The sequence below is a fragment of the Limnoglobus roseus genome (genome assembly GCF_008254045.1).
GTDB lineage: Bacteria > Planctomycetota > Planctomycetia > Gemmatales > Gemmataceae > Limnoglobus > Limnoglobus roseus.
The window spans coordinates 1,341,117-1,364,145 of sequence record NZ_CP042425.1; the positions used below are offsets into that span (position 1 = coordinate 1,341,117).

Here is a 23,029-nt window from a genome sequence, read left to right on the forward strand (position 1 = left end):
CAGAAGATTGCGGTGTCTGACACGAAGGCAGCGAGCGTGGATCGAGAAACTCGGATCGATGCGGCTCCTTTCCCTCAGCACGCCTTCGGAGTTTGCCGAATGTGAACCGAGCGTAGGCAGGATGCCTACCGAGGTGGAAGGAATTCGGCCGCCGCGGTTCGCTGGCGGAACCTCATGTGTTGGGGCCATTTGTGCTACGATCTCGCCTCCTCTCGCTCGCCCTCGGCGGGGGGGTTTTGATTTTCAACCCTGTCTCGGCCCAAGAGCCGGTTGCCCCGGCAGCGGAACAACCGCCCGCCGCCGCCGCCGAGAACGCCGCCGGACCGATCACCGGGGGCGGGCAGCGGAGCTTCTCCGGGCCGACGGAGAAACCGAAGGCGAAGAAGTCGTTTTGGGAAACGGTCCCGTCGATACAGCCATACCCGCGGGCCGGGAACTTCAACAACGCCCCGACGGGGCCGGGCTATTACACCATCCTCGACGCCGTCCGCGGGAACTTGTTGAAGGACCGGCCGAAGAACCCGTACCTGCAATGGGGCCAGAACCCGAACCCGTTCTTCAACGTCGACTTCCGCTACCTCGACGCGCCGGACAACAAGGAGCACTTCGCGTTCGACAGCCTGAAGCGCATCCACCTGACGGACAACCTCCTGTTCTCGACCGGCGGCGAACTCCGCGATCGGTTCGCCACGATCCAGAACCCGGCCCTGTTCAACCGGAACCCGGGGGCCGGCTCGCGGGACAACTTCAACCTCTTCCGCACGCGCATCTACGGCGACCTGACCTACCGCGACGACCTGCGGCTGTTCGCCGAGTTCATCACGGCCGAGTCGTCGAACCAGACGATCCCGCTCGCCGCCAGTGATGTCGGGCGGGCCGACTTCCTCAACCTGTTCGTGCAGGCGAAGGTAGCCACCCTCAACGACGAGGGCGTTTACCTGCGGGCCGGGCGGCAGGAGTTGCTTTTCGGCTCGCAACGGCTGATCGCGCCGTCCGACTGGGCCAACGTCCGTCGCACGTTCCAGGGGCTTCGCGGCTCGTGGCAGGGGAAGAATTTCGAGCAAGACCTGTTCGTCGTGCAGCCGGTAGTGCCGGACCCCGGCAAGATTTCGAGCGTGAACGGCGACCAACTGTTCGTCGGCGAGTGGTTCAAGTACCGTTTCTCGAAGAACGTCAGCACCGACCTCTACTACCTTTACCTGGAAAACGGCAGCCCGACGGCGGCGAAGGGCCGCGGCGGTGTGACCGGCAGTTCCGGCATCCACACCATCGGCAACCGCTTCGTCGGCGAGAAGAACGGCCTCCTGTGGGACTTCGAGAACGCGATTCAGTTCGGCCGGTACGCGAACCAGCAGACGCTCGCCGGCATCTCGGTCACCGGGGTCGGCTATTACTTCAAGGACTTGCCCGCCAGCCCGACGGTGTGGGCGTATTACGACTACGCCTCCGGCGACCCGCACCCTGGCGTCGGGGACACGCACCACACGTTCAACACGCTGTTCCCGTTCGGCCACAGTTACTACGCGGGCCTCGACTCGTTCGGCCGGCAGAACCTCAACGACTTCCACCTGGAAGCGTCCCTCTTCCCGTGGAACTGGCTCCGCATCCAGGGCGGCTACCACATTCTGCGGCTCGACCAGCCGAAGGACGCGCTCTACTCAACGAGTGGCGGCGTAGTGCGGCAGGACACGACCGGCAAGGCGGGGACCGACGTGGGCCAGGCGTTGACCGGTGCGGTGCAATTCCACCTGGATAATCACCAGTCAATCGTCGTGCAGTACAGCCACCTGTTCAGCGGCGATTTCATCCGCAACACGGCCGTCAACCGCGACGCGGCGAAGGATTTGAGCGCGCTCTGGGTGCAGTACACGGCGAAGTGGTAAGCGGGTGGACACATCTCGCGAACGGCAGGGAGTTTACCCCTCACCCCAACCGGGAGAGGGAGCAAGTGGGGGACAGTCACGCCGGTCGGTGGGAGTTTGCCACGCCCTCTCCCCGCCGGGGAGAGGGTGGCCGAAGGCCGGGTGAGGGGTAAGCCTGCCCGCCACTCCGAATGACATTTGCCCGTCTAAAAGCTGGAATCACTTCGCGAAGAGGACCGCCCCGACGACGGCGGTGAGGATTGCGACGCCGACGGCGATCCACGGCATCCACTTGTTGTCGAAAACCGACTTGCCCTGGCCGGGCACCTCGTAGGCTTGCTGCTCGATCGTCGGCAACCGCGACGCCTTCGCGGCCGGAAGCTTCGGCAAGTCGGCGACGGGCCGCGAGATGGGCGGTTGCGCCGGCGGCGTGGCCGCGTTCGTTGGCGTCGATCGTGCCGGAGAGGCGATGTTGGCGGTCGGCGTGCGGCCGGTGGCGACCTGGTTCGGCGACAGCGAGGCCGGTTCGACGATCAGCACCCGGAATTCCGGCACGTTGCGGATCGGCAAGAACGGCCCGGCTTTGGTCCGGCAGACCAGGACGCCGCTGGAGTCGCCGAGCGCGCCGGACTTCAGGTTGTCCATGATGCGGGCCGTCGAACCCTTCACCGTCTTCGATTGGCCGCTCGCGTCGCGGTAGACCATGTACCACAGGTCGGTCGTCGACGGGGCCGGCGGGGGGCCGACCGGGGCGGGGGTCGTCACCACGCTCGCCGGGGCGGGGCCGTCGGCACGGGCCGTCCACGATTGGCCGGTCAGGTCTTCGATAAACTCGCGGCAGCTCGCCGGGCGGCGGGCCGGGTCGGCACTCATCGACCGCAGCACGGCCTTGTTCACCCGCTCGCTCACCTTCGGGTTCAGCTTCTGCGGCGGGTCGAAGTCGTTCTTCGTCTTCTTCAGCCAACAGTCGAGCGGGCTGGTCTTGGCGAACGGCACGACGGCCGTCAGCATCATGTACAGGGTCGCGCCGAGCGAATAGATGTCGCACCGCACGTCGGCGTTCTTCGCGTTACGGAACTGCTCCGGGGCCATGAAGTGCGGCGTACCGAGACCGCGGCCCGTCTTCGTCAGGTTCATTTCCCCTTCGATGTCCTTCACCAGCCCCATGTCGGTCAGCTTGGCGGTGCCGTCGGAAGTCATCAGCACGTTGTCCGGCTTCACGTCGCGGTGGACGAGCCCTTGTTTGTGCGCCCGGTGGAGACCGTCGCAGACCTGGCCGATGATGCGGACTGCTTCGGCCTCGTCGATCGCGCCGTACTTCTCGACCTTTTGGCCGAGAGACTCGCCGTCGACGAATTCCATCACCAGGAACGGCGACGTGGCCGTGCCGCAGTACTCGATCGCCTTGACGATGTTCGGGTGGTCGAACAGACTGGCGGCGCGAAACTCTTGCTCGAACCGCTTGAGCAAAACGGGGTTCTTAGCCGTCTCCGGCGGGATGATCTTGATGGCGACGACTTCGCCGGTGACGGTGTGCTTGGCCTTGTAGACCGCGCCCATGCCCCCCTCTGCGATCTTGTGGACGAGATCGTAGTTGCCGACTTGTTGAGGGACGGTGTCGTGCGCCATTGGCTGGGTCAAACTCGAACGCGAGGGCGGGAGACTCGGAACACGGCCGACCGGGAGCGGTTGGCTTCTCCGGGGTCCTATCTTTATACCTTACGTCTGGCAGAACTGGGAGAAAAGTTCCAACGCGACCGGGAACGGTCCGATCGGCGTGAAAATTCCAGTGAAGCCGCAAACAGATTAGACGCGATTGCGTTTACCCCGTCAACCGATATTATCCAGACAGTTCGGACAATCCCGGACTGCGCCCATGTCGGTCGCCGTTTGCCGATCTCCCGCGCGTTGCGCGACCAAATTCCTTGTCAAGCTCGCGGGCGTCCGGCACAATCAGAAAATCGCGGAATTTCCCAGCCCCGTCTCCTTTAACATGGAGTAACGGGCGAACGACGGTTCGCGAAGGAGAAGGCTCGCATGTCCACGCTGGGCAAGATTCTGTTGTTCGTCAACCTGCTCTTGGCCGTCGGCGTGCTGTACCTTGCGGCACAGGACCGCAAGAAGCGGACCGAACTGAACGACTCGGCCGTCAAATATCAGTTCGTCATCGGCGGCCTGCCGGTCGAACCAATCAAGGACGCCAGCGTCGGCGAACCGGGGACGGACACCTTGCTCGTCAGCGTCACCGGGCCGAACAACGCGGCCAGCAACATCCTCGTCAGCAAGAAGCTCGTCGAGAGCCTGTACACCGGGGCCGACAACGCCTTCGCCGGTGCGGGCGTGCCGAACTCGCAAGTCGACCTGGTGAACGCGGTCTACACGAAGATGGTTCAGGACCTCGATGCGGTCCAGGGCGACAGCGCCCGGGTGCAATCGCTGTGCGGCTACCTCGACAACAAGACCGGCCAGTTTCAGTCGGGCAAGCTGTTGGTTCTGGCAGAAACCTTCGAGGAACGGGCGGCCATTCGCAGCCTCTCTCCGGTCTCCGCCACCCCGCTTCCGCCCGAGGTGTGGGCTGCCAACCTGAAGGACGCCCGCGACCGACTGAAGCGGAAGTTCGACGCCGTGACGCAGGCCTCGAACCCGGACCAGCCGGAACAAGCTCGCAAGACGGTCGAAGAACTGAAGACGAAGATTCTCGCGAACCCGAAGGACGCCGATCTGAAGCGGCAGTTGGCCGCCCTGTCGGCGGGCGGGCCGAACGGCCCGACGGCCAGCGACGCGGAACGCCGCATGAAGATCGCGCAGTTGCTCATGCAGGTGAACCCGTCCCCGGACTGGCAGAAGAAAGTCGTGCTGACGGTCGGTCTGAAGGCGTACCAGTTGGCCATCATCGAGCAGACCGGCCGGTTGGAGTCGATGCTCGCCCAAACGCGCGACGCCCGGTTCGTCGACCAGCAGAACTTTGACGTGGAGTACGAACAACTCAAGAGCTTCGCCCTGGAGAACAGCAAGTTGGTCGATCAGCAAATCCGGGTCGTCGACGGCTTAAAGGCGACCCTGGCGACCGACGAACTGCTCTTCACTCAGCGGCAGGAACTTCGGAAGCAGTTGATGCAAGAACTCGCCGTCTTGACCACGAGCGTGAACGAAAAACTGGCCAAGCAGCAAAAGACGGAGAAGAGCCTGTTCGAGGTTCAACAGCAGGTCGGCCTCACCCTCCGCGAGACGAGCAAGCTCGAAGGCGACCTGCGGCAGAAGGAAATCTCGGCGGAGAAGTGAGCGTGAGCGGCGGGGGTAGGATTGCGGTTCGCACACGGCCGAAAGGGCGATGAGTCATGGAAACGAAAATCGGTAAGTTGTTGGTCCTCGCCAACGTCTTCGTCAGCGTCGGCCTGCTGGCGTGGGCGGTGTCGATCTACACGAACCGGCCGGCGTACTTCGACAGCAAGGACGGCGACACGGCCGTCACCGGGCAGTTCACGCAGTACGCCAACGAGATCAAGCGACTGTCCGACGGCGTCCAACTCGCCCAGTCCGGCTACGTGGGCGCGATGGACCGGTTGGCCATCATGGAGCAAGACCGGGCGTATCGGAATTCGATCCTGGACATCCTGATCGACGAAGTCCGCAAACCGGGCAACCCTGCGGCCGTGTTCCGCGTCATGCCCCGGCACCCCAACCCCGAACTGCGGGGGCTGGTCGAAGTCGGCAAGTGGAACGCAATGAACCCCTTCCCGCCTGCCCTGGACCTGCGCAACCAGCCCCTTAAGGGCTTCGGCCGCCTCCAGCAAGAGATGCGGGACTTGCTCAAGGACGAACGCGACAACCTGGCGAAGAGTAAAAAATTCCGCGACGATGCCAACGCCATCTCGCTGGAACTCAACGACTTGGACCCGAAGAAACAAGTCGGCCTCCAGTGGGAGGTCCTCAAGATGAAAGTGATCTTCCAGAACCTCGACGAAGAGGACCTCTTCCTGGCCGACGCGCAGGTGAACTGGGAGGAGCAACTCCGCACCTTGAAACTTCGCAAGCAACAACTGGCGGATCGGCTCGCGGAATTCGCGAAGCCGGCCCCGACAGGCAACACCACCGGCGGACAGTAACGGCCCAGGTTCACCACGGCGGTCCCGCACGGCGGGGCCCGACAGGGGATTTTCTCGATGAACACGCTCGGCAAAACGCTCGTCTTCTTCGTGCTGGTTCTCAGCCTGATCTGGAACTACCTCGTGGTCAGTGCGTACGCCACGCGGACGAACTACAAGGCCGAACTGGACCGGACGCAAAAGCTCTACGCGGAAGCGGCGAAGGCGTCGACCGCCGCCGTCAAACTCGCGGAAGAGCAGAAGGTCGCCAGCGACGCGGCCATCGCCCAACTCCAGGCCGACCTGCGGAGCACGCAGGCCCGCGTCGTGGCTGCCGAGAACGACAGCGCCGCCCAGAAGCTCCAGGTCGAGGCCGTGGGCAAAGATAAGGAGAAGCACGTTCAGGACGCTCAGCTGCTCCAGGTCGATTCCCGCCAGAAGGAAGGGCAGATCAACATTCTCCGCGAGCAAGTGACCAAGCTCGACGTGAAGTTGAACGCCGCCACCCTCGGCGAGCAGAAGGCCTCGAACGAAGCCCTCCAGGCCCGCATCGACCGCGACGCCGCCAACCGCAAGTCCGAGGAGTACGAGAAGCGGCTGCTCGACCTGAACGACCAGTACCTGACGCTGCGGAACGGCGGCCGCGGTGGCGTCGGCATCGAGCGCACCCCGCCGAGCGACCCGAACTTCAAGGCGACCGTGGTGAGCGTTTCCGACGACCTCGTCGAGATCAACCTCGGTTCGAACGCCAAGCTCCAGAAGGGCGAAGTCCTCGACGTCTCCCGCCCGAGCGAGAAGAAGTACATCGGCAAGATTCGCATCGAACGGGTCGACCCGCACGGCGCGACCGGCCGGTTCAAGCCGCTGGCCGGGATCGTGAAGCCGAGCACCGCCGACCTGCCGCGGAAGGGCGACACTGTCAGCGTCATCAAGTAACCCCGGCCCCGCCGGCGAGGACCCGAACCATGGCCAAGAAGCGTAAGACCGACGACGACGCGGACGACACACCGAAGACCCCGAACGACGCCTACGTCGGGCTGTTGGCGATTTGCACGGTGGCCCTGCTGTTCGCCGCGACTCTGCTGTACCTCGACTTCGGCGCACTCGATGAGGGCACGCCGAAGCCGACCGATCCGTCGATCAAGCTCGCCGACGTGGGCCTGAACAAGCCCGCCCCGGTCGCCCCCGCCCGCAACTAACCCGCGCCCCGGAGTTCTGCCGATGGCCATTCCCCTTCCCCCGCGACCGTCACCCGGCTACGTCGGGATGTTGGTCCTGACCTGCCTGGCCATGCTCGTGGGCATCGTGTGCATGGCCCTGGAAGCGGGCGAGTACGACTGGGACCCGAAGCCGAAGGCGACGCAGAAGCTCGACCTGCCGAAGTCGCTCGGCACGGCGTCGCTGGACCTGCCGCCCGTCGCCGCGATCGCGGAAGCCCAATCCGAGCCGAAGCCGACGGCCGTCGCCGAGGTGAAGCCGGAAGCGCCGAAGCCCGCCGAAGTGGCGAAGGTGGAAGCGCCTGCCGAGGTGAAGCCGGCCCCCGTGGTCCCGCCAGCCGCGACGGCGAAAACGGAACCGCCGGCCCCGACCGTCACCGGGCCGATCCCATCGCCGCTGAACCTCAACCGGCCGAAGCCAGCAACGCCGGCCGCGAGCGAAGCCCCGAAGACGCCTACGGAGCCGAAGCCGGAACAACCTAAGCCGGGCGTCCCGACGCAGTCACCGCTCCGGCTCGGCCGTTGAGATTGCACAAGTTGTTTCACGAGCGGCGGGGACAGTATCCCCGCCGCTTTTTCATTTCTCCCGACGCTGCTTCGGTTAGAATCACTTCCACCCTATCGCCGGAGGCACCCGCCATGCGTCGCCTTCTACTCACCGCGATTCTCTCGTTCGCCGCCGCGACCCCAGCGTCCGCTTGCCTGAACGACGCCACTCTGAAAGGCAGCGAGCGCGAGTTCCGTTCGCAGTATCAGACGACCCCACCCGCCCCCACGGCAACGCCGGACACGTCGGGCTATAGCCGCGAGATCCTGTTCCGCGGCCTCGGCGGGACGGTCCTCATCGTCGGGGCGATGGTCCTTCTCTGGCGGCGTTCTCCAAGCGTGTGAGCCAACGATGCGCATCGGTTGTTTTCGCGGCGGGTATTTGGTCGCCGCCCTATTCTTCGGCTTGTGTGCGGGATTCGCGGGCTATCTGACGACCCACTTGGACCTGCCGCGAGAGTATCAAACCGCGTCGTCGCCGATGCCGCACTTTGTACCGAAGTACGACGGCGGCGTTTCGCTCCGCTACGCGATGGTTCACGACGTGATCCACGAACGATTCCCCGTGCGCGGCCCGGGGTATTACCGGGAGCGTGACCGCCAAGCCCGTGAGCGGTTGAAGACACTGCCGCCCGATTCGCAGGAAGCCTTCGACCTCGCAGACGATCTCGGCGTCGGCCTTGATAAACTCGGTCGCCCCGCCGACGGCGTGCCGATCTTGCGCGAGAAGTTCGAGCGCCAGCAGAAGAAGGGGCTAACCGGCCGCGATCTGTACACGACCTATGCCAACCTCGGCACGGTGTTGATTCACGCGAACCTGAAAGCGGCCCTGACCGGCGACAAAGCCGCGAAGGAGCAGGCGAAGGAGGGGTTGAAGTTCATTCGCAAATCCATTGAGGTGAATCCGGAAGCCCACTTCGGCCGTGAGGAGTGGCAGGCTCACATTGCCGAGTACCTTCTGGCGTGTACCGACACCTTCGACTTGCTGACCAAGTTCGACTGCGTGGGCGACCGGTTGGACGACGACGCCCGTTGGAGTCGATCCGCGGTCCGGATGGACTTCCAGTGGGAACACAATACCTTCAAGCAGGATTTCTCCCCCGACGGCACGCTCAAGAACCGCGAACATCGCAGCGACATTCGCGACAACATTCGCACGGTCGGGGTTGAAACCGGCTGGCCGAAGTCGCTGACGTTGCTGACGTTGCAGAAGCCTGTGCCGTTCGACGAACCCACCCTCGGCATCATCGGCATGTGGCGACAGGGCGGCGGGGCGAACCCGTACTTCGCCGTCACGCTCGGCGAGATCATGCTCCGCGTCGGCCAGCGGTACATCGCATGGACGGCCTACGAACGAGCGAGTTCACTCGCCGACAAGTACGGCTGGAAGCCAGAACACGCAACCTTTCTCTTACAGCACTGCCGAGGGCGGCAAAGAGAAATCGAGCAACAGCTACCGGCCAACGAGGTACCAAAGCTGCGAGCGCAGTTCGAGGCCGAGTTGGCCCACGGACAGCAGTTCCAGCACGATTACCAAGAGTTTGAAGCGAAGAAGATCGCGGCCGGAGCCGACCTGCACGACGAACACTTTTTCGACGACTTCTACAAGAACCGCGAGCCGATCGCCACGCCGATCGGCGAGTCCGAATGGTACGCCCGCGTGGACCGCGAAGCGATCGCGCCGCTCCAAGATTGGACGAAAAAATCCACCGCCCTGCTCTGGGGCGGCATCGTCGGGTTCACGCTCATCCTCCTCGGCCGGATTGCCGAGTGGTCTTTCATCCCGCGGGCACAACCGACGAAGAACTGACCCACCCCCGAAGGCCGATTCCATCATGACTTCGACCGACCGCCGTTCGTTCCTCGCGTCCTCAGCCGCTCTCGCCGGGGCTGCCGTTCTCGCACACGCCCGTGCCGACGACACCGCCGGGGCGCTCTTCGCCTACGTCGGGACGTTCAGTTCGCCGCTGCGGGACACGCTGCCGACCCAGGTGGACCTGCCGCCCGGCAACGGCCGCGGCATCCACGTCTTCCGGGTGGACCGCACCACCGGGGCGATGACGCCCGCCGGCGTTCACGAGATGGGAACCAGCCCGAGTTGCCTCGCGGTGAACGCCAGTGGCACCCGCCTGTACTCGGCCAACGAGACGGACCGCGTCGGCAAGGACAAGGAAGGCACCGTCAGCGCCTTCGCGATCAACCGCACCAACGGGAAACTGGAACTGCTCAACACCGTCCGCTCCGGCGGGGCGGGGCCGACGTTCGTGAGCCTCCACCCGACGGGGAAGTTCGCGCTCGTGGCCAACTACTTCGGCGGATCGGTCGCGGTGCTGCCGATTCTCAGTGACGGTCGCCTCGGCGACGCCACCGACGTGAAGGTGGACGCCGGCACCGTCGGCCCGACGAAGGCGACCAGCGCCCCGCCGGGCAGCTTCGCGTTCAGCGGCCACGACCGGACCCACGCGCACATGATCCAGGCCGACCCGTCGGGGCGGTTCGTGCTGCACGTCGATCTGGGGTTGGACAAAATCTTCGTCTGGAAGTTCGACGAGCAGAAGGGAACGCTGACGCCGAACGACCCGGCCGCGGTGTCGCTGCCGCCGGGCGACGGGCCGCGGCACTTCCACTTCCACCCGAACGGCAAGTGGCTCTACTCGGTGCAAGAGGAAGGCTCGACCGTCGTGCTGTTCGACTACGACGCGACGGCCGGCCGGCTGACCGCCCGGCAGACGATCTCGACGCTGCCGCCGGGGTTCGCGGGCAGCAATTTCTGCTCCGGCATTCTGGTGTCCGCCGGCGGCAAGTTCGTCTACGCCGGGAACCGCCTGCACGACACTGTCGGCATCTTCGCCGTCGGCCCGACCGGCACGTTGACCTACGTGGGCGAAGAGTGGACCCGCGGCAACTACCCGCGGAGTTTCACCTTCGACCCGACGGGCCAGTTCCTCTACAGTTGCAACCAGCGCGGGGACAACGTCGCCGTCTTCCGCGTGGACCGCACGACCGGCGGCCTCCGGTTCACCGGCCACTACGCCGCCGTCGGCAACCCTTCGAACGTCGCGTTCCTCGACGTGAAGCCGGCGGGGTGAAGTCGCTCCCGGAAAGTGCGGTGGGAACGGCTCACGACAAATTGCCTCGGACGGTTCGGATGAGTTCCGATAAATCCCTGACCATCGGAACTCCGTACCGTGCGCACACGACCTCGACGTTCCCCCTCCGCCAGAACCCCGGCGGGCAACAGACTACGATTTTGCCCTTCGGGGCTGATAGCCCCAATTCCAGCAGCGTGATCGGGGCCTGAGTTGCGGGTGCGAAGTACATCGCCACCAGCGACGCCCGCTCCAGTCCGTCAAGTTCCCACTCGACCTGTCCGCGGAACGCCGGGTTGTCGATCGACTGCTCCCACGAGGTGTCCCACTCGTCTCGGCGGGGGTTCAGGATTGCGACCGGCAGGTCGGCCAACGCCCGCTCGACTTCCGCTTGCCACGGTTCCGCCCGGCCCATCTCGATCGACCCGGCCAGGAACACCGAGCGTTCGCCGTCGGCCAGGGTAATCGGGGTTGGCGGCTTAAGGAGGCGAGCCATTCAGAAGCCCTCCGTCGGCCGCCCGTTCCAACGCGGCGATGTCGAGTTTTTGCATCGTCATCATGGCCTCCATCGCCCGGCGGCCGCGGGCCGGGTCCGGGTCGTTCAGCAGTTCCATCATCCGCGTCGGCGTGATCTGCCACGACAAGCCCCAGCGGTCCTTCAGCCAGCCGCAGTCGCTCTCCCGGCCCCCGTCCGACGTGAGGGCCGTCCACAGGCGATCGACTTCCGCCTGGTCTTCGCACAGGATCTGGAACGAGACGGCCTCGGTGAACGGGAACTGCGGCCCGCCGTTCAGACCGATGTACCGCTGACCGGCGAGCGTGAACTCGACGGTAATGACCGTCCCGGCCGGCCCGCTCGACGTGTCAGCCGGCGACCGCGTCACGCGATTCACCCGCGAGTCCGGCAGCAGCGTCACGTAGAACTTCGCGGCCTCTTCAGCCTGCCCGTCGAACCAGAGGAAGGGGATGATTTTTTGCATGTGCTATTTGTATTCCCGCGTAGTGGGTCGGCTAACAGCCGGCCGCTAGCCGACCCGCTCCTCGGGAGGGAAACCTGGGATTCTGCACTCCCTCTGGCGAAGACTTGACTCGGTCGGCATAATTGCGCAGGTCCGCCCTCGTACAGGATGCCGAATCATGCCGCGACTCTTCGCGCTGCTCGCCCTTGCCCTCGCTTCGACCGTGTCGGCCGCCGGACCGGCAGTAATGGTCGAACGCGACATCGTCTACGCCACCGCCGACGGCGAGAAGGTGCGGCTCGACCTCGCCAAACCGACGACGCCGGGGCCGCACCCGTGCGTGGTCTGCCTGCACGGCGGGGCGTGGAAGTTCGGCGACAAGAAAGACCTGTCGCGAGTCGGCCGCAATCCCGACGCCATTGGGACCACCGAAGTCGTCGTGACGAAACATGCGAGCCTCATCGAGATGCTGGCCAACCAGGGGTACGTCGCCGTGTCGGTCGGCTACCGACTCGCGCCGAAGGCGAAGTTCCCGGCCCAGATCGAGGACGCGAAGACGGCCGTGCGGTTCCTGCGGGCCAACGCCAAGCAATACGATCTCGACCCGGACCGCATCGCCGCCCTCGGCTTCTCGGCCGGCGGGCACCTCGCGGCCCTCCTCGGCACCACCGACAAGACCGTTGGCTTCGACGGCCCGCTCTACCCGGACCAGTCGAGTGCCGTGCAGTGCGTCGTCGATTTCTTCGGCCCCACCGACCTGACGCTGTACACCGAGGCCGAGGGGATTGAGAAGGCGTACCTCGCCCCGTTCCTCGGCACCCGGTACAGCACGAAGCCGGACGTGTACAAGAAGGCGTCGCCGCTGGAACACGTCAGCAAGGCCGCCCCGCCGTTCCTGATTCTGCACGGCACGGCGGATGTCATCGTGCCGATCATCCACTCGGAGCGGTTGCAGAAGAAGTTACTCGACTGCGGCGGGACGTGCGAACTGCGAACCGTCCCCGGCGAGGGCCACGGCTGGACCGGCCCCGTGATGCTCGACACGATGACGACGGTGTCGAAGTTCCTGGCCGCGAACCTAAAGGCGAAGTGAGCCGCGCTTTGTTCCCTCCCCGATGGGAGGGAACAAGGTCGTTACTGCCACGTGACACTTTCTCGGGAGAATAACTCCGCCACTTCTGGTATCCTCGTCGAGTAGGCCCATCACATCCGAGAATTCCCCATGCGAGCGATCCTCCTGCTACTCGGCCTCGTCATGCTCGTTCCCCCCGCCGACGGGTGCGGCATTCCGTGGCGGCACGGGCAACTGGTGAGCGTCGCGTCGGAAGACGCCCTCATCGTGTGGGACGCCGGCGCGAAGACGGAGCACTTCATCCGGCGGGCCAACTTCCGCACCGAGGCGAAGGACTTCGGCTTCCTCGTGCCGACGCCCACAATGCCGGTGTTGGAGGAAGCGGACGAAACGATCTTCGCCACCCTCGCCCACGCCACGGCTCCGAAGATCATCTACCAGCACCGCACCGAGAAGGTCTACCGACTCACGAACCCGATGCACTATGGCGCGTCCCCGCCACCGGCCGCGGCCGTCGAAATCCTCGACCGGAAGAAGGTCGCGGGCTACGATGCCGTCGTGCTGAAGGCGAACGACCCCACAGCCCTCCGCGACTGGCTCGACAAGAACGGCTACGAGGCCCGGCCGGAACTCGTCGAGTGGTTCCGCTGGTACACCGACCACAACTGGATCATGACCGCGTTCAAGTTGTCGAAGGACGGCAGCGCGGCGAACCAACTCACCGGCCGGACCGTGCGCCTGACGTTCCAAACGGAGGTGCCGTTCTACCCGTACCGCGAGCCGACCGACATGCGGAAGGACGCGGGGGCCGGGCAGCGATTGTTGCGCGTCTACTTTCTCAGCGATAAGAGGTACGAGGGCACGCTCGGCAAGGAGGGAAGCTGGTCGGGGCGGGCGGTGTGGTCGAACCTCGCCCCGGACGACACGGCCCGCGCGGTCATTTCGGGATTGGGGTTGGAGCCGAAGGCGAGGGACGTGAGCCTGGCGAAAAAGTGGCACCTGACCGAGTTCGAAGACTCGTCGTTCCCGCGACCGGGCACGGACGAGGTGTACTTCCGCGTCGCCGCGAATCAGGACGCCGTAGAAAAGCCGCCGGTAATCGTGCCGATCGTTGACTACGAGTACGTTGATGTCCCCGCCGATTACACCATGCCGGCGTTGCTCGGGGTGGTCGGACTGATCGGCATCGGTGTCGTCGGCTGGAGGTTGGTGCGGAAATAGTGTTTCGTCGCCTCTAACCATCGCGAAGATCGGGGTGCGACGGTCTGCGTTAAACGTCTCGGGCCACTCCAAGAGCGGGTGACCCGAGGCGGCATTTCTATTTCGGCGGCGTGCCCGGTCGCTGTTCGCCGGTGTCCTTCATCATCTTGTTCATTTGCTCTTGCTCCTTCTTGGCGGTTTCTGCGTCCACCGTGGGCTTGGCCTTCTCGCCGCTACAGCCCACCGCAAGGGTGAGCACCATCAGAGCAATCAACCGTTTCATAACGAGCATGGTTCCTACCGTGGGGGATTCGGGAATTTGTGTGACGGTCTGAGAACTGGCTTCGCCAACAAGTAGCGGAACCAGAACGCCTCGCGCTCGAGTTCCGCCACCCATACTGTTGCACTTCGTCCGAGTGGTTACGGCAGAGTCAGGGCTTCGCCCCCCTGACGGGTACCGGCGGCCGTCCAGGTGTCCGGGTCGACCGAGTCGTTGACGAAGCGAACGGCCCCGTCGGACATGAGTACGTTTGCCCCGCCGGTGTGCCGACTGGACGCGGGCGCAACCATCGTCCCGTAGACGCTGTCCGTCCGCCAACAAGGGCTGTTCGGCGGCAGCAGGTGGTTGTACAAGCCCCGCCACATGGACCCTTCGTCCCAGGCGTACCCCTTCCCGCGCCAGGTGCCGCCAGCCAGCCCGGCGGTCGCCCAGTTCTTGGCCAGGAGCGTCGTTCGGGCGGCCGCGAGCGTCGTATCGGTCACCGCGCCGGCCTCGAAGCAGTCCCCGAGTTTACTGTTCGGCCCGGATTGGGGCACGTTGCAGGCTTCCGCCGCGGACGCCGTGTTCGACGTGCCGTCCGCGATGGCCAGGAGGGTGAACCCCTTGGCGACCGTAGCCGACGGGGAACTGTTGCTCACCTGCCCCATGCCGAATACGCCGTCCCAGCCGTTCAGCTTTCCCCAACTGCCGCCGTTATAGTGGTAGTTCGAATACCCCATCGCAGCGCTGTCACCCTGCTCGGTGTCCGAGGGGCACAGGAAGACGGTCGGCTTGATCTTTGTCCAGGCGTTCGTGGTCGTGGTGGTCGCGGCCGTGCTCGTGGCCGGCGTCGCGATCAGGTTGTAGATGTTGTCTTGCTCCATGAACGGGAGCAGGAAGACGTTGGGACCGAAGAAGGATGTGGTCGTTGTCCCGGCCGGGAGCCGGCCGTTCGTGGCGTGAAAGTTGTGCAGGGCGACGCCGATCTGCTTCATGTTATTCGTGCACTTCGCCCGTGCGGCGGCCTCACGAACCTTCTGCACGGCGGGCAGCAACAAGCCAATCAAGATGGCAATAATCGCGATGACGACTAGCAGTTCGATCAGCGTAAATCCGCGACGGACCTTCGGACTGCGCATAGGTGCTCCTGAGGAAAGGAAAATAACCGCCGTACCCCGGGAGAGGGGCTTGGGAGAGGAGCAGCCGGCCGGTGACACACAATTCGATGTGCGTCTCTGAGGTAGGCACACGGAGCCTGGAAAAGCGGCAATGAAGACCGATTTCCAGGATAAAACAACGATACCCGCTGGTGAGCAAATGACGCGCCGAGGGTTGCGTTCTCACGACTTGTTCACGGCAGTTCATTCCGTGGCGAAATGTGAGGCATTTGAACGGGTTCTAGAAAAAATGTGAGCCGACCCATTGGGTCGGCTCAAGCAGGATCAAGATCGCGGTCGTTGAGCAAAAGCGTGCCTATACGGCGACAGGACCGCGGCGGCCGAACAGCATCGAGAAGACCGCCAAGACGAGGAAGACCACCAACAGTACCTTCCCCATCCACGCCGACTCGCCGGCAATGCCGCCGAAGCCGAACAGAGCCGCGATCAATGCGATAACGAAGAACATGATTGCCCAGCGGAGCATGACATCACCGGTTGTTGGGGAGCAAGTTGTGAAGCGAAGAAATGAATCGCAACTCCAGTGCCGAAGCTCACGGAATCATTCGTGACCAAGGTAGGTAAACCGTGGGGGGAACGGAGTTGGCCACGGCCCTCGCTGAGTTCGCGGCCGTAAGTCGGGACGAGGGCCAAGCGTTCGGGCCCCGGAAACACGACAACACTTGGACGTGATCAGGGAAATGAAGAAGGCCCCGGACTCGTGTCCGGGGCCTTCCATTATCGTGAGGCGGCTGTCACAGACAGTCACCCGTCTGCGGCTGTCAGACAGCCGCCACCTCAAAACCTTGGTAACAACTACTACTCAAGGGATCACCTCCTTCGTTAAAAGCCATCCGGCCGGGGACTGATTACCAATCCGGCCCCCGTCGGCCTTTAGTTCGTCGTGCTACGGTCACACGACCCACAACCCACTATACCCGATGGCCAGTCGGGAGCCAACTATTTCTTCCCGCCCGGTTCCGTCGCCTGCCGGCCCGACCGCCCTCTCGCGTACAACCCGCAAAAGAAGTTCGACCGGCTTCCCGAACGAACTCTGGTCAGAGGGACCAACGGCCGACAGAATAAGCGGTTGGGAAGCATGACGTTTCGCCCGACCTTCCACTCTCTTCAAGCAGGACGGCACCCATGTTCGGTTCGGTTCTTCTCATGACGGCCCTGATGGTCACGCCCGCCCAGGCCGGGGGGCTGAGCCTCACGAACGTCCGCCCGACGTTCGGCCAACTCGGTGGCACGCGGCCCGACAGCAAGTTCCTGCCCGGCGACATCCTCTGCTACAGCTTTGACATCGAGGGCATCGTCGTCAACGACGAGGGGCAGGTACAGTACGAGATGGGAATGGAGATCCACGACGCCAACAACAAGCTCGTCTTCGAGAGCAAGCCGTCCGCCCGCGTCAACCTCGCCCTCCTCGGCGGCGGCCGACTGCCGGCCATCGCGTACACGACCATCGAGGACGATCAAGCCGCCGGCACGTACACCCTGAAACTCACGGTGAAGGACCTGCTCGCCAAGCCGAACGCGACGCAGACGTTCACGAAGAAGTTCGAGGTGGCGAAGAAGCAGTTCGGCATCGTCGGCGTGTCGATGAGCGTGGACGAGCGCGGCTCGATCCCGGCCCCGACGACCGGCGTGGTCGGGCAGTTCTACTTCGTGCAGTTCGGCGTGGTGTCGTTCGATCGCGCGGTGCCGAAGCCCGACCCGAAGGACCCGAAGGCGAAGCCCGGCCCGGCCCAACCGAACCTGACCTTCGAGATGACGATCCTCGACGCCGCCGGTAAGCCGACGTTCACGAAGCCGATCTCTTACAAGTTGGCCGCCGAGGTGAAGGAGACGGAGAACTTGGTGGTGATGCGGTTCCCGATTCCGTTCACGAAGGCCGGCAAGTACACGGTGCGGCTGAAGGCGGTGGACACCCTCGCGAACAAGCAAACCACGTTCGACCTGCCGATCGCGGCCGTAGAATCCAGTAACTGACGTGGTTGCGACCGACGGCCGAATTACTCCCTCTCCCCCGGCTTTGAGGGGGAGAGGGCCGGGGTGAGGGGGAAGAACTTTGCCCTTGTGAAGACTACTGTCATCTGTGTGAGGCAGGCGTTCCCCCTCACCCTAACCCTCTCCCCCTCAAAGCCGGGGGAGAGGGGATTAGACTTCGCAAAGGGTTTGGCCATGCGACGGGACGAGCGACAGAAAGAGTTCGCTCGCAAGATGCGACGGGAACCGGCACCGGCCGAGCGAATATTGTGGACGTTGCTTCGAACCGAACAACTCCGACCCTTCAAATTTCGCCGCCAACATCCCGTTGGACCGTACATCGTGGACTTTTACAGTCACGCGGCCGTGCTCGTGGTCGAACTCGATGGCGAATCTCATTTGACGACCGAATCGCAAGAACGCGACGGTCAACGGTCGGCGTACTTGGGGTCACTGGGCATCCACGTCGAGCGGTTCTGGAACCCGATGGTCTTCGACGATTCCGAGACGGTGATCGAACGCATCTATAATCTCTGTGTGGCCCGCGCAGGGGTCAGCCGGACGCACCACCTGATTCACACCCCGGATGCCATCGAATTAGCTCGGTGCTTCAACCCGAATCGAGACGAACCCTCATGAGTCAGCTTCAAGACCGGATCGCCCAGTTCCGCAAGATGGCGACCGACGACCCGGACAACGAACTCGGCCACTTCCGCCTCGGGCAGTTGCTCGCGGACGACGGCCAACCGGCCGAGGCCGCGAAGTCGTTCGCCCGCACGCTGGAACTCAGCCCGCAGTTCTCGAAGGTCTACCAACTGCTGGCCGAGTGCCACGTGAAGTTGAACGACAACGAGAAGGCCGTCGAGGCGCTGACGACCGGGTACAAGATCGCCGACGAGCGCGGCGACAAGATGCCGCGGGACGCGATGGCGAAGATGCTCACGGAACTCGGCGCGCCGATCCCGAAGATCGAGGCGGCGGCCGCGGTGGACGAGGGGCCGGACACCGGGTTCCGCTGCGAGCGCCCCGGCTGTGCCGCCGGCCGTCGCGCCCGGCAGTTGCCGAAGCCGCCGGTGCCGGACGCCATCGGCCAGGAGATTTACGCGAAGATTTGCGCCGACTGCTGGACCGGGTGGTTCAAAGACTACAGCATCAAGGTGATTAACGAACTCCGCCTCGACCTTAGCTCCGAGTTCGGGCAGGCCGAGTATGACAAGTACATGCGCGAATACCTGGGGTTCGAAGCGTGAGCCGCGAGTACCTGCTTCAGTACGGTTCCTCCGCGTTCGTCGGCCGCTTCTGGGCCGACGCGGAGTTCGTACGCGGACAGCGGGCCGTGATCGAGTCGCCGCGCGGCCGCGAACTCGGCACCGTCCTCTGTGAGCCGCACGAGAAGTTCGTGGCAACCGTCGCCCCCGACCGCGACGGCCGAGTGATTCGGCCCGCCGCCGCCGCGGATGAAGACGGCGTGGCTGCGTCCCGGGCGTTGGCCGATCGCATTCTGGACGCCGCCGCGACGGCCGTCACAGCCGCAGGGCTTCCCGCGCTAATTCTGGACTGCGAAGTGTTGTTGGAATCGTCCGCCGCGATCCTGCACGTGACGACGTGGGCCGCGACCGATTTGACGCCCTTGGCCGAATCGCTGACCCAACAGTTCGGCTGCCCGGTTCGCTTCCACGATCTCGCGGCGACGACCTTGCCCGAAGAACCGGGCGCGCCAGGCTGCGGCAAGCCGGACTGCGGGTCCGGCGGGGGCGGGTGTGGCACCGGCGGCGGGTGCAGCACCGGCGGGTGTTCCCGCGGCAAGGTGAAGTCGAGCGGCGAATTGACCGCGTACTTCCGCGACCTGCGCGAGAAGATGGAGGCCGACGTGGCGGGTCGCCGCGAGCTGCTGTGACCCGGCCGACCCGAACTTGAGGCCCGTTGGCCCGATTCCGCGACCCGGCCTCCTCCCAAATCGTCACGACCCGCCCCTACGACCGTTCCGGTTTCCCCACCCTTCGCCATCGCCGAATCTTGACTTGTATCGCGCGCGGTCGCGCGTAAGAATCAAAAGAGGTGGAGAATCCGTACTCGCGGCCCACACCTTCCCATCCGTAACAGCTTGGCCCCCGGGGCACCATGGCGCAGACATACACACTCGAGGAAGCGGCCCAACGGCTCGGCGTCCCCCCGGACGTCTTCAAACGCCGGATCAAGGACGATTGGAAGTCGCTGCGGTCGTTCCGCGACGGGGCGACGCTCCGCTTCCGCGCCTCCGACATCGACGAACTCGCCCGCACGCTCGGCGAAGCCAGCGATCCGGGGCTGCAACTCGGCTCGCCGGGGTCCACGGCCCAGCCGGGGTCGTCGGAAGAATTCCTCCTCGGGCCGGAGGACATGACGCCCGTCGATAGCGGCGACGACATCTTCTCCGTGGCGGCCGGCGACTCGGCCCGCACCAAAAAGCAGAAGTCGACCGGCGACAGCAACGTCCGCCTCGAACCCGATTCCGGCATCAAGAAGAAGGGCGGGACGCCGGGGAAGAGTTCCAAGAGCGGCAAGAAGAGCAGCAACAAGGGGAAGGACGCCGGCCACCTGACCGAGGAAATCGACCTCGACATGCTCGCCGGCCCCAAGAGCGGCGTGCTGCGGCCGGGCGAAAGTTCGGCCAAGCTGAAGGCCCCGCGGTCCGGGCCGAACCTGGCCGGGCCGGGTTCGTCGAACAAGATCCCCGGGCCGCCCGCCAGCAACGACATCATGGGGTCCGACAGCAGCAGCGAGTTCGAACTCAGCCTGGACACCGACAGTGACTCGTTCGAACTGCAACTGAACCCCGACCAGAGCGAGGAAATCGACCTCGGCGGCGACCCGGTCAAGCGGGCCGGGCAGAGCGGCATCAACCTCGCCAACCCGAAGGACAGCGGCGTCTCGCTGGAGAAGAAAGGCCCGAAGTCGAACGCCGGCCCGAAGAGCGGCATTTCGAAGAAGGCCCCCCCGCCGCCCGTGACCGACGACTCGGACGACTTCGAGCTCTCGCTGGACAACGACTCGTCGGAACTCGAATCGACGACCTTCTCGACTCCGGCCGCGGAGGCCAGTTCCCCTCTGGAGAGCGACTCGGACAGCGAGTTCGAACTCAGCCTCGACGACTCCGGTTCGGCCGAGGCGTACGGCGAGGAGGAGGCGAACAAGGGGGACATCTTCGAGACGGACTTCTCGCTGCCGCCGGTGGACGAGGACGCGGAATCCGGCTCCGAAGTGGTGGCCGTGGAGTCGTCCGACACCGACCTGGAGAACTCCGACTTCGACCTTGCCCTCGACGAGTCCGACATTCAGGCGGCCGACGACGAGAGTGCGAGCCAGGTGGTGCTGCTCGACGACGATTCCGGGCCGGAAGCGGCGGCGGTCGGCGCGGCGGGTGTCGCGGCCGCGGCCGGGGCTCTGGCCGGGGCGGGTCGTAAGAAAAAGAAGGTCGTCACCGAGGACGAAGAGGCAACCGACGACGACGACGCGAGTTCGTCGCTGGCCGGCGTCCGCCGCAACACGGACGATGACGACGACGTGCCGACCGGGTACGCCCCGCCGGCGAAGTGGCCGGGCTGGGTGATCGCCCCACTGGCCCTGACGTTCCTGTTCACGTTCCTCGGCGGCGTGATGTCCTACGAACTGCTCCGCGGCATGTGGGGCTACCACAACGGCCAGACCACGACCGGCGGCCTGTCGAGCACCGTCGCCGGCGCCTTCGGCCTGGAACCGGAGAAGAAGTAACTGAAGCAGTAAGGCGAGCGGCCCGGCGTGAGCGGGCCGTGTCTGGGACTGCCAGACACGGCCCGCTCGCCTTTTTCTACTACGACAGTTTCCGGTACTTCATCCTCTTCGGCGTGTCGGCTTCCGATCCCAACCGGGCGTGCCGCTGCTCTTCGTAGACCTGGAAGTTCCCCTCGCACCACACAACCTTGCTGTCGCCTTCGAAGGCGAGGATGTGCGTCGCGATTCGGTCCAGGAACCAGCGGTCGTGGCTGATGACCACCGCGCACCCGCCGAAGTTCAACAGCGACTCTTCCAGTGCCCGCAGCGTGTCCACGTCGAGGTCGTTCGTCGGTTCGTCGAGCAGCAACACGTTGCCGCCGCTGCGGAGGAGCTTCGCGAGGTGGATGCGGTTCCGCTCGCCGCCGGAACAGTTGCCGACGATCTTCTGCTGGTCTGGGCCCTTGAAGTTGAACCGGGCACAGTACCCACGGCTGGCGACCTTCTGCTTGCCGAGCATGATGTAGTCGGTGCCGCCGGTGATCTCCTCGAACACCGTGTTCGTCGGCGTCAGCGCGTCGCGGTTCTGGTCCACGTGGGCCGGCTTCACCGTCGGGCCGACCGTGAGCTTGCCGCCGTCCGGCGTCTCCTGGCCGACGATCATCTTGAACAGCGTCGTCTTACCGGCCCCGTTCGGCCCGATGATGCCGACGATCCCGCCCTTCGGCAGGTTGAACGTCAGGTCGTCGAACAAGAGCTTGTCGCCGAACGACTTCTTCACGCCCTCGGCCCGTACCACGAGGTCGCCGAGCATCGGGCCGGGCGGAATCTGAATGACGAGATCCTCGTCGCGGTCCTCGATCTCCTGGGCTTGCAACCGGTCGATGGCCGCGAGGCGGGCCTTGTTCTTGCCCATCCGCGCCCGCGGGGCCATGCGGGACCACTCCAGTTCGCGCTCGAGTTGCTTCTGCCGGGCCGAAACCTCCTTTTCCTCGAGTTCCAGCCGCTTCTTCTTCTTCTCCATCCAGCCGGTGTAGTTGCCGACGAACGGGTACCCGCGGCCGCGGTCCAGTTCGAGGATGTACTGCGCGACGTTGTCGAGGAAGTACCGGTCGTGCGTGATCGCGACGACGGCCCCCTTGTAGTCCTTCAGGAAGTGTTCCAGCCACTCGATGCTCTCGGCGTCGAGGTGGTTGGTCGGCTCGTCGAGCAGCAGCAGGTCGAAGTTCTGGAGCAGCATTTTGCAGAGGAACACCCGCCGCCGTTCGCCGCCGGACAGGTGTTCGACGCCGGCGTCGCCGGGCGGCAGTTGCATGGCGTCCATCGCCATCTCGACCTTGCGGTCGATATTGTAGGCGTCGGCCGCGTCGATCTGTGTTTGCAGCCGCTCCATCTGGTTGGACAGCTTGTCGAAGTCGGCGTCCGGGTCGGCGAACTTCTCGCTGACGGCCTCGTACTGGCGGATGAGGTCGCGGATCGGGGCGACGGCCTCCTCGACGTTCTCCAGCACGGTCTTGCCCGGCGTCAGCATCGGCTCTTGCGGCACGTAGCCGATGGTCAGCCCGTTCTCGGGGCGGGCCTCACCCATGAAGTCCTTGTCTTGCAAGGCCATGATCCGCAACAGCGTGGACTTGCCCGACCCGTTCGACCCGATGACGCCGATCTTCGCCCCCGGATAGAAGGCGAGTTGGATGTCCTTGAGCACCTCGCGCTTGCCGTAGTGCTTGGTGAGTTTGTCGATGGTAAAGATGTACCGCTCGCCCATGTCCTGCCGCTCCGTAGGGGATAGGGGAATGATATACGACGGCGGCGAGATGCATCTGTTGCACCGCGGTGGGTAGCGTGGGAAGATGGCGGTGAGT

At 64.7% G+C, this 23,029-nt stretch carries 23 protein-coding genes; 16 read left to right on the forward strand and 7 right to left on the reverse strand.

Annotated features, from left to right (window positions below; genetic code table 11):
• The first annotated feature begins 191 nt into the window (after window positions 1–191).
• Window positions 192–1,883: an alginate export family protein gene (locus tag PX52LOC_RS05390; RefSeq protein WP_168218817.1), complete on the forward strand. Its 1,692-nt coding sequence runs from the start codon at window positions 192–194 to the stop codon at window positions 1,881–1,883.
• A 198-nt stretch (window positions 1,884–2,081) separates the two neighbouring features.
• Here the strand turns inward: PX52LOC_RS05390 and PX52LOC_RS05395 are convergent, their stop codons facing one another.
• Window positions 2,082–3,491, reverse strand: a complete 1,410-nt coding sequence (locus PX52LOC_RS05395) for a serine/threonine-protein kinase (RefSeq protein ID WP_149109129.1) — start codon at window positions 3,489–3,491, stop codon at window positions 2,082–2,084.
• A gap of 408 nt (window positions 3,492–3,899) precedes the next feature.
• Here PX52LOC_RS05395 and PX52LOC_RS05400 point away from each other — a divergent pair, with 408 nt between their 5' ends.
• The 8 genes from PX52LOC_RS05400 (at window position 3,900) to PX52LOC_RS05435 (ending at window position 10,799) form a co-directional block, all read left to right on the forward strand.
• Window positions 3,900–5,144: a hypothetical protein gene (locus tag PX52LOC_RS05400; protein WP_149109130.1), complete on the forward strand. Its 1,245-nt coding sequence runs from the start codon at window positions 3,900–3,902 to the stop codon at window positions 5,142–5,144.
• Window positions 5,145–5,200: 56 nt separating this feature from the next.
• Window positions 5,201–5,968, forward strand: coding sequence for a hypothetical protein (locus PX52LOC_RS05405; protein ID WP_149109131.1), 768 nt, complete (start codon window positions 5,201–5,203; stop codon window positions 5,966–5,968).
• Between the two features lie 57 nt (window positions 5,969–6,025).
• Entirely contained in the window at window positions 6,026–6,883 is an 858-nt protein-coding gene (locus PX52LOC_RS05410; protein WP_149109132.1) for a hypothetical protein, read from the forward strand.
• Between the two features lie 29 nt (window positions 6,884–6,912).
• Entirely contained in the window at window positions 6,913–7,146 is a 234-nt protein-coding gene (locus PX52LOC_RS05415) for a hypothetical protein (RefSeq protein WP_149109133.1), read from the forward strand.
• Window positions 7,147–7,168: 22 nt separating this feature from the next.
• On the forward strand, window positions 7,169–7,690 hold the full coding sequence (locus PX52LOC_RS05420) for a hypothetical protein (RefSeq protein ID WP_149109134.1): 522 nt from the start codon (window positions 7,169–7,171) through the stop codon (window positions 7,688–7,690).
• 113 nt (window positions 7,691–7,803) lie between these two features.
• Window positions 7,804–8,055, forward strand: a complete 252-nt coding sequence (locus tag PX52LOC_RS05425) for a hypothetical protein (RefSeq protein ID WP_149109135.1) — start codon at window positions 7,804–7,806, stop codon at window positions 8,053–8,055.
• A gap of 7 nt (window positions 8,056–8,062) precedes the next feature.
• Entirely contained in the window at window positions 8,063–9,520 is a 1,458-nt protein-coding gene (locus PX52LOC_RS05430) for a hypothetical protein (RefSeq protein ID WP_149109136.1), read from the forward strand.
• Window positions 9,521–9,545: 25 nt separating this feature from the next.
• Entirely contained in the window at window positions 9,546–10,799 is a 1,254-nt protein-coding gene (locus tag PX52LOC_RS05435) for a lactonase family protein (RefSeq protein WP_149109137.1), read from the forward strand.
• Window positions 10,800–10,830: 31 nt separating this feature from the next.
• Here PX52LOC_RS05435 and PX52LOC_RS05440 read toward each other — a convergent pair whose 3' ends face one another.
• Both PX52LOC_RS05440 and PX52LOC_RS05445 read right to left on the reverse strand, forming a co-directional pair.
• Complete coding sequence (locus PX52LOC_RS05440) at window positions 10,831–11,295, reverse strand: nucleoside 2-deoxyribosyltransferase domain-containing protein (RefSeq protein WP_149109138.1); 465 nt, start codon at window positions 11,293–11,295, stop codon at window positions 10,831–10,833.
• Window positions 11,279–11,779, reverse strand: a complete 501-nt coding sequence (locus PX52LOC_RS05445; protein WP_149109139.1) for a VOC family protein — start codon at window positions 11,777–11,779, stop codon at window positions 11,279–11,281. Before PX52LOC_RS05445 ends, PX52LOC_RS05440 begins: the two co-directional genes overlap by 17 nt.
• A gap of 157 nt (window positions 11,780–11,936) precedes the next feature.
• Between PX52LOC_RS05445 and PX52LOC_RS05450 the strand changes: the two genes are divergently transcribed.
• Window positions 11,937–12,851 carry an alpha/beta hydrolase gene (locus PX52LOC_RS05450; RefSeq protein WP_149109140.1) on the forward strand — a complete coding sequence of 305 codons (915 nt, stop codon included), beginning with the start codon at window positions 11,937–11,939 and terminating at the stop codon, window positions 12,849–12,851.
• A gap of 129 nt (window positions 12,852–12,980) precedes the next feature.
• Window positions 12,981–14,051, forward strand: coding sequence for a DUF2330 domain-containing protein (locus tag PX52LOC_RS05455; protein ID WP_149109141.1), 1,071 nt, complete (start codon window positions 12,981–12,983; stop codon window positions 14,049–14,051).
• 97 nt (window positions 14,052–14,148) lie between these two features.
• On the opposite strand, the gene PX52LOC_RS40260 is transcribed toward PX52LOC_RS05455, so the two are convergent.
• The 3 genes from PX52LOC_RS40260 to PX52LOC_RS05465 all read right to left on the reverse strand — a co-directional run bounded on the left by PX52LOC_RS40260 (window position 14,149) and on the right by PX52LOC_RS05465 (window position 15,933).
• Window positions 14,149–14,322 (reverse strand): hypothetical protein, encoded by a 174-nt coding sequence (locus PX52LOC_RS40260; protein WP_168218818.1) that lies wholly within the window; start codon window positions 14,320–14,322, stop codon window positions 14,149–14,151.
• 128 nt (window positions 14,323–14,450) lie between these two features.
• Window positions 14,451–15,428 carry a DUF1559 domain-containing protein gene (locus PX52LOC_RS05460; RefSeq protein WP_149109142.1) on the reverse strand — a complete coding sequence of 326 codons (978 nt, stop codon included), beginning with the start codon at window positions 15,426–15,428 and terminating at the stop codon, window positions 14,451–14,453.
• A gap of 334 nt (window positions 15,429–15,762) precedes the next feature.
• Window positions 15,763–15,933: a DUF1328 domain-containing protein gene (locus PX52LOC_RS05465; protein ID WP_149109143.1), complete on the reverse strand. Its 171-nt coding sequence runs from the start codon at window positions 15,931–15,933 to the stop codon at window positions 15,763–15,765.
• Between the two features lie 659 nt (window positions 15,934–16,592).
• Between PX52LOC_RS05465 and PX52LOC_RS05470 the strand changes: the two genes are divergently transcribed.
• The 5 genes from PX52LOC_RS05470 to PX52LOC_RS05490 all read left to right on the forward strand — a co-directional run bounded on the left by PX52LOC_RS05470 (window position 16,593) and on the right by PX52LOC_RS05490 (window position 21,188).
• Window positions 16,593–17,441: a hypothetical protein gene (locus PX52LOC_RS05470; protein ID WP_149109144.1), complete on the forward strand. Its 849-nt coding sequence runs from the start codon at window positions 16,593–16,595 to the stop codon at window positions 17,439–17,441.
• Between the two features lie 231 nt (window positions 17,442–17,672).
• Complete coding sequence (locus tag PX52LOC_RS43740) at window positions 17,673–18,077, forward strand: endonuclease domain-containing protein (RefSeq protein WP_390637623.1); 405 nt, start codon at window positions 17,673–17,675, stop codon at window positions 18,075–18,077.
• On the forward strand, window positions 18,074–18,688 hold the full coding sequence (locus PX52LOC_RS05480) for a Fe(2+)-trafficking protein (protein ID WP_149109146.1): 615 nt from the start codon (window positions 18,074–18,076) through the stop codon (window positions 18,686–18,688). Before PX52LOC_RS43740 ends, PX52LOC_RS05480 begins: the two co-directional genes overlap by 4 nt.
• Window positions 18,685–19,335, forward strand: a complete 651-nt coding sequence (locus tag PX52LOC_RS05485) for a hypothetical protein (protein ID WP_149109147.1) — start codon at window positions 18,685–18,687, stop codon at window positions 19,333–19,335. The genes PX52LOC_RS05480 and PX52LOC_RS05485 overlap by 4 nt, the downstream gene beginning before the upstream one ends.
• Window positions 19,336–19,559: 224 nt before the next feature.
• Window positions 19,560–21,188, forward strand: coding sequence for a hypothetical protein (locus PX52LOC_RS05490; protein ID WP_149109148.1), 1,629 nt, complete (start codon window positions 19,560–19,562; stop codon window positions 21,186–21,188).
• 79 nt (window positions 21,189–21,267) lie between these two features.
• On the opposite strand, the gene ettA is transcribed toward PX52LOC_RS05490, so the two are convergent.
• Window positions 21,268–22,932 carry an energy-dependent translational throttle protein EttA gene (gene ettA / locus PX52LOC_RS05495; protein ID WP_149109149.1) on the reverse strand — a complete coding sequence of 555 codons (1,665 nt, stop codon included), beginning with the start codon at window positions 22,930–22,932 and terminating at the stop codon, window positions 21,268–21,270.
• Between the last annotated feature and the right edge of the window lie 97 nt (window positions 22,933–23,029).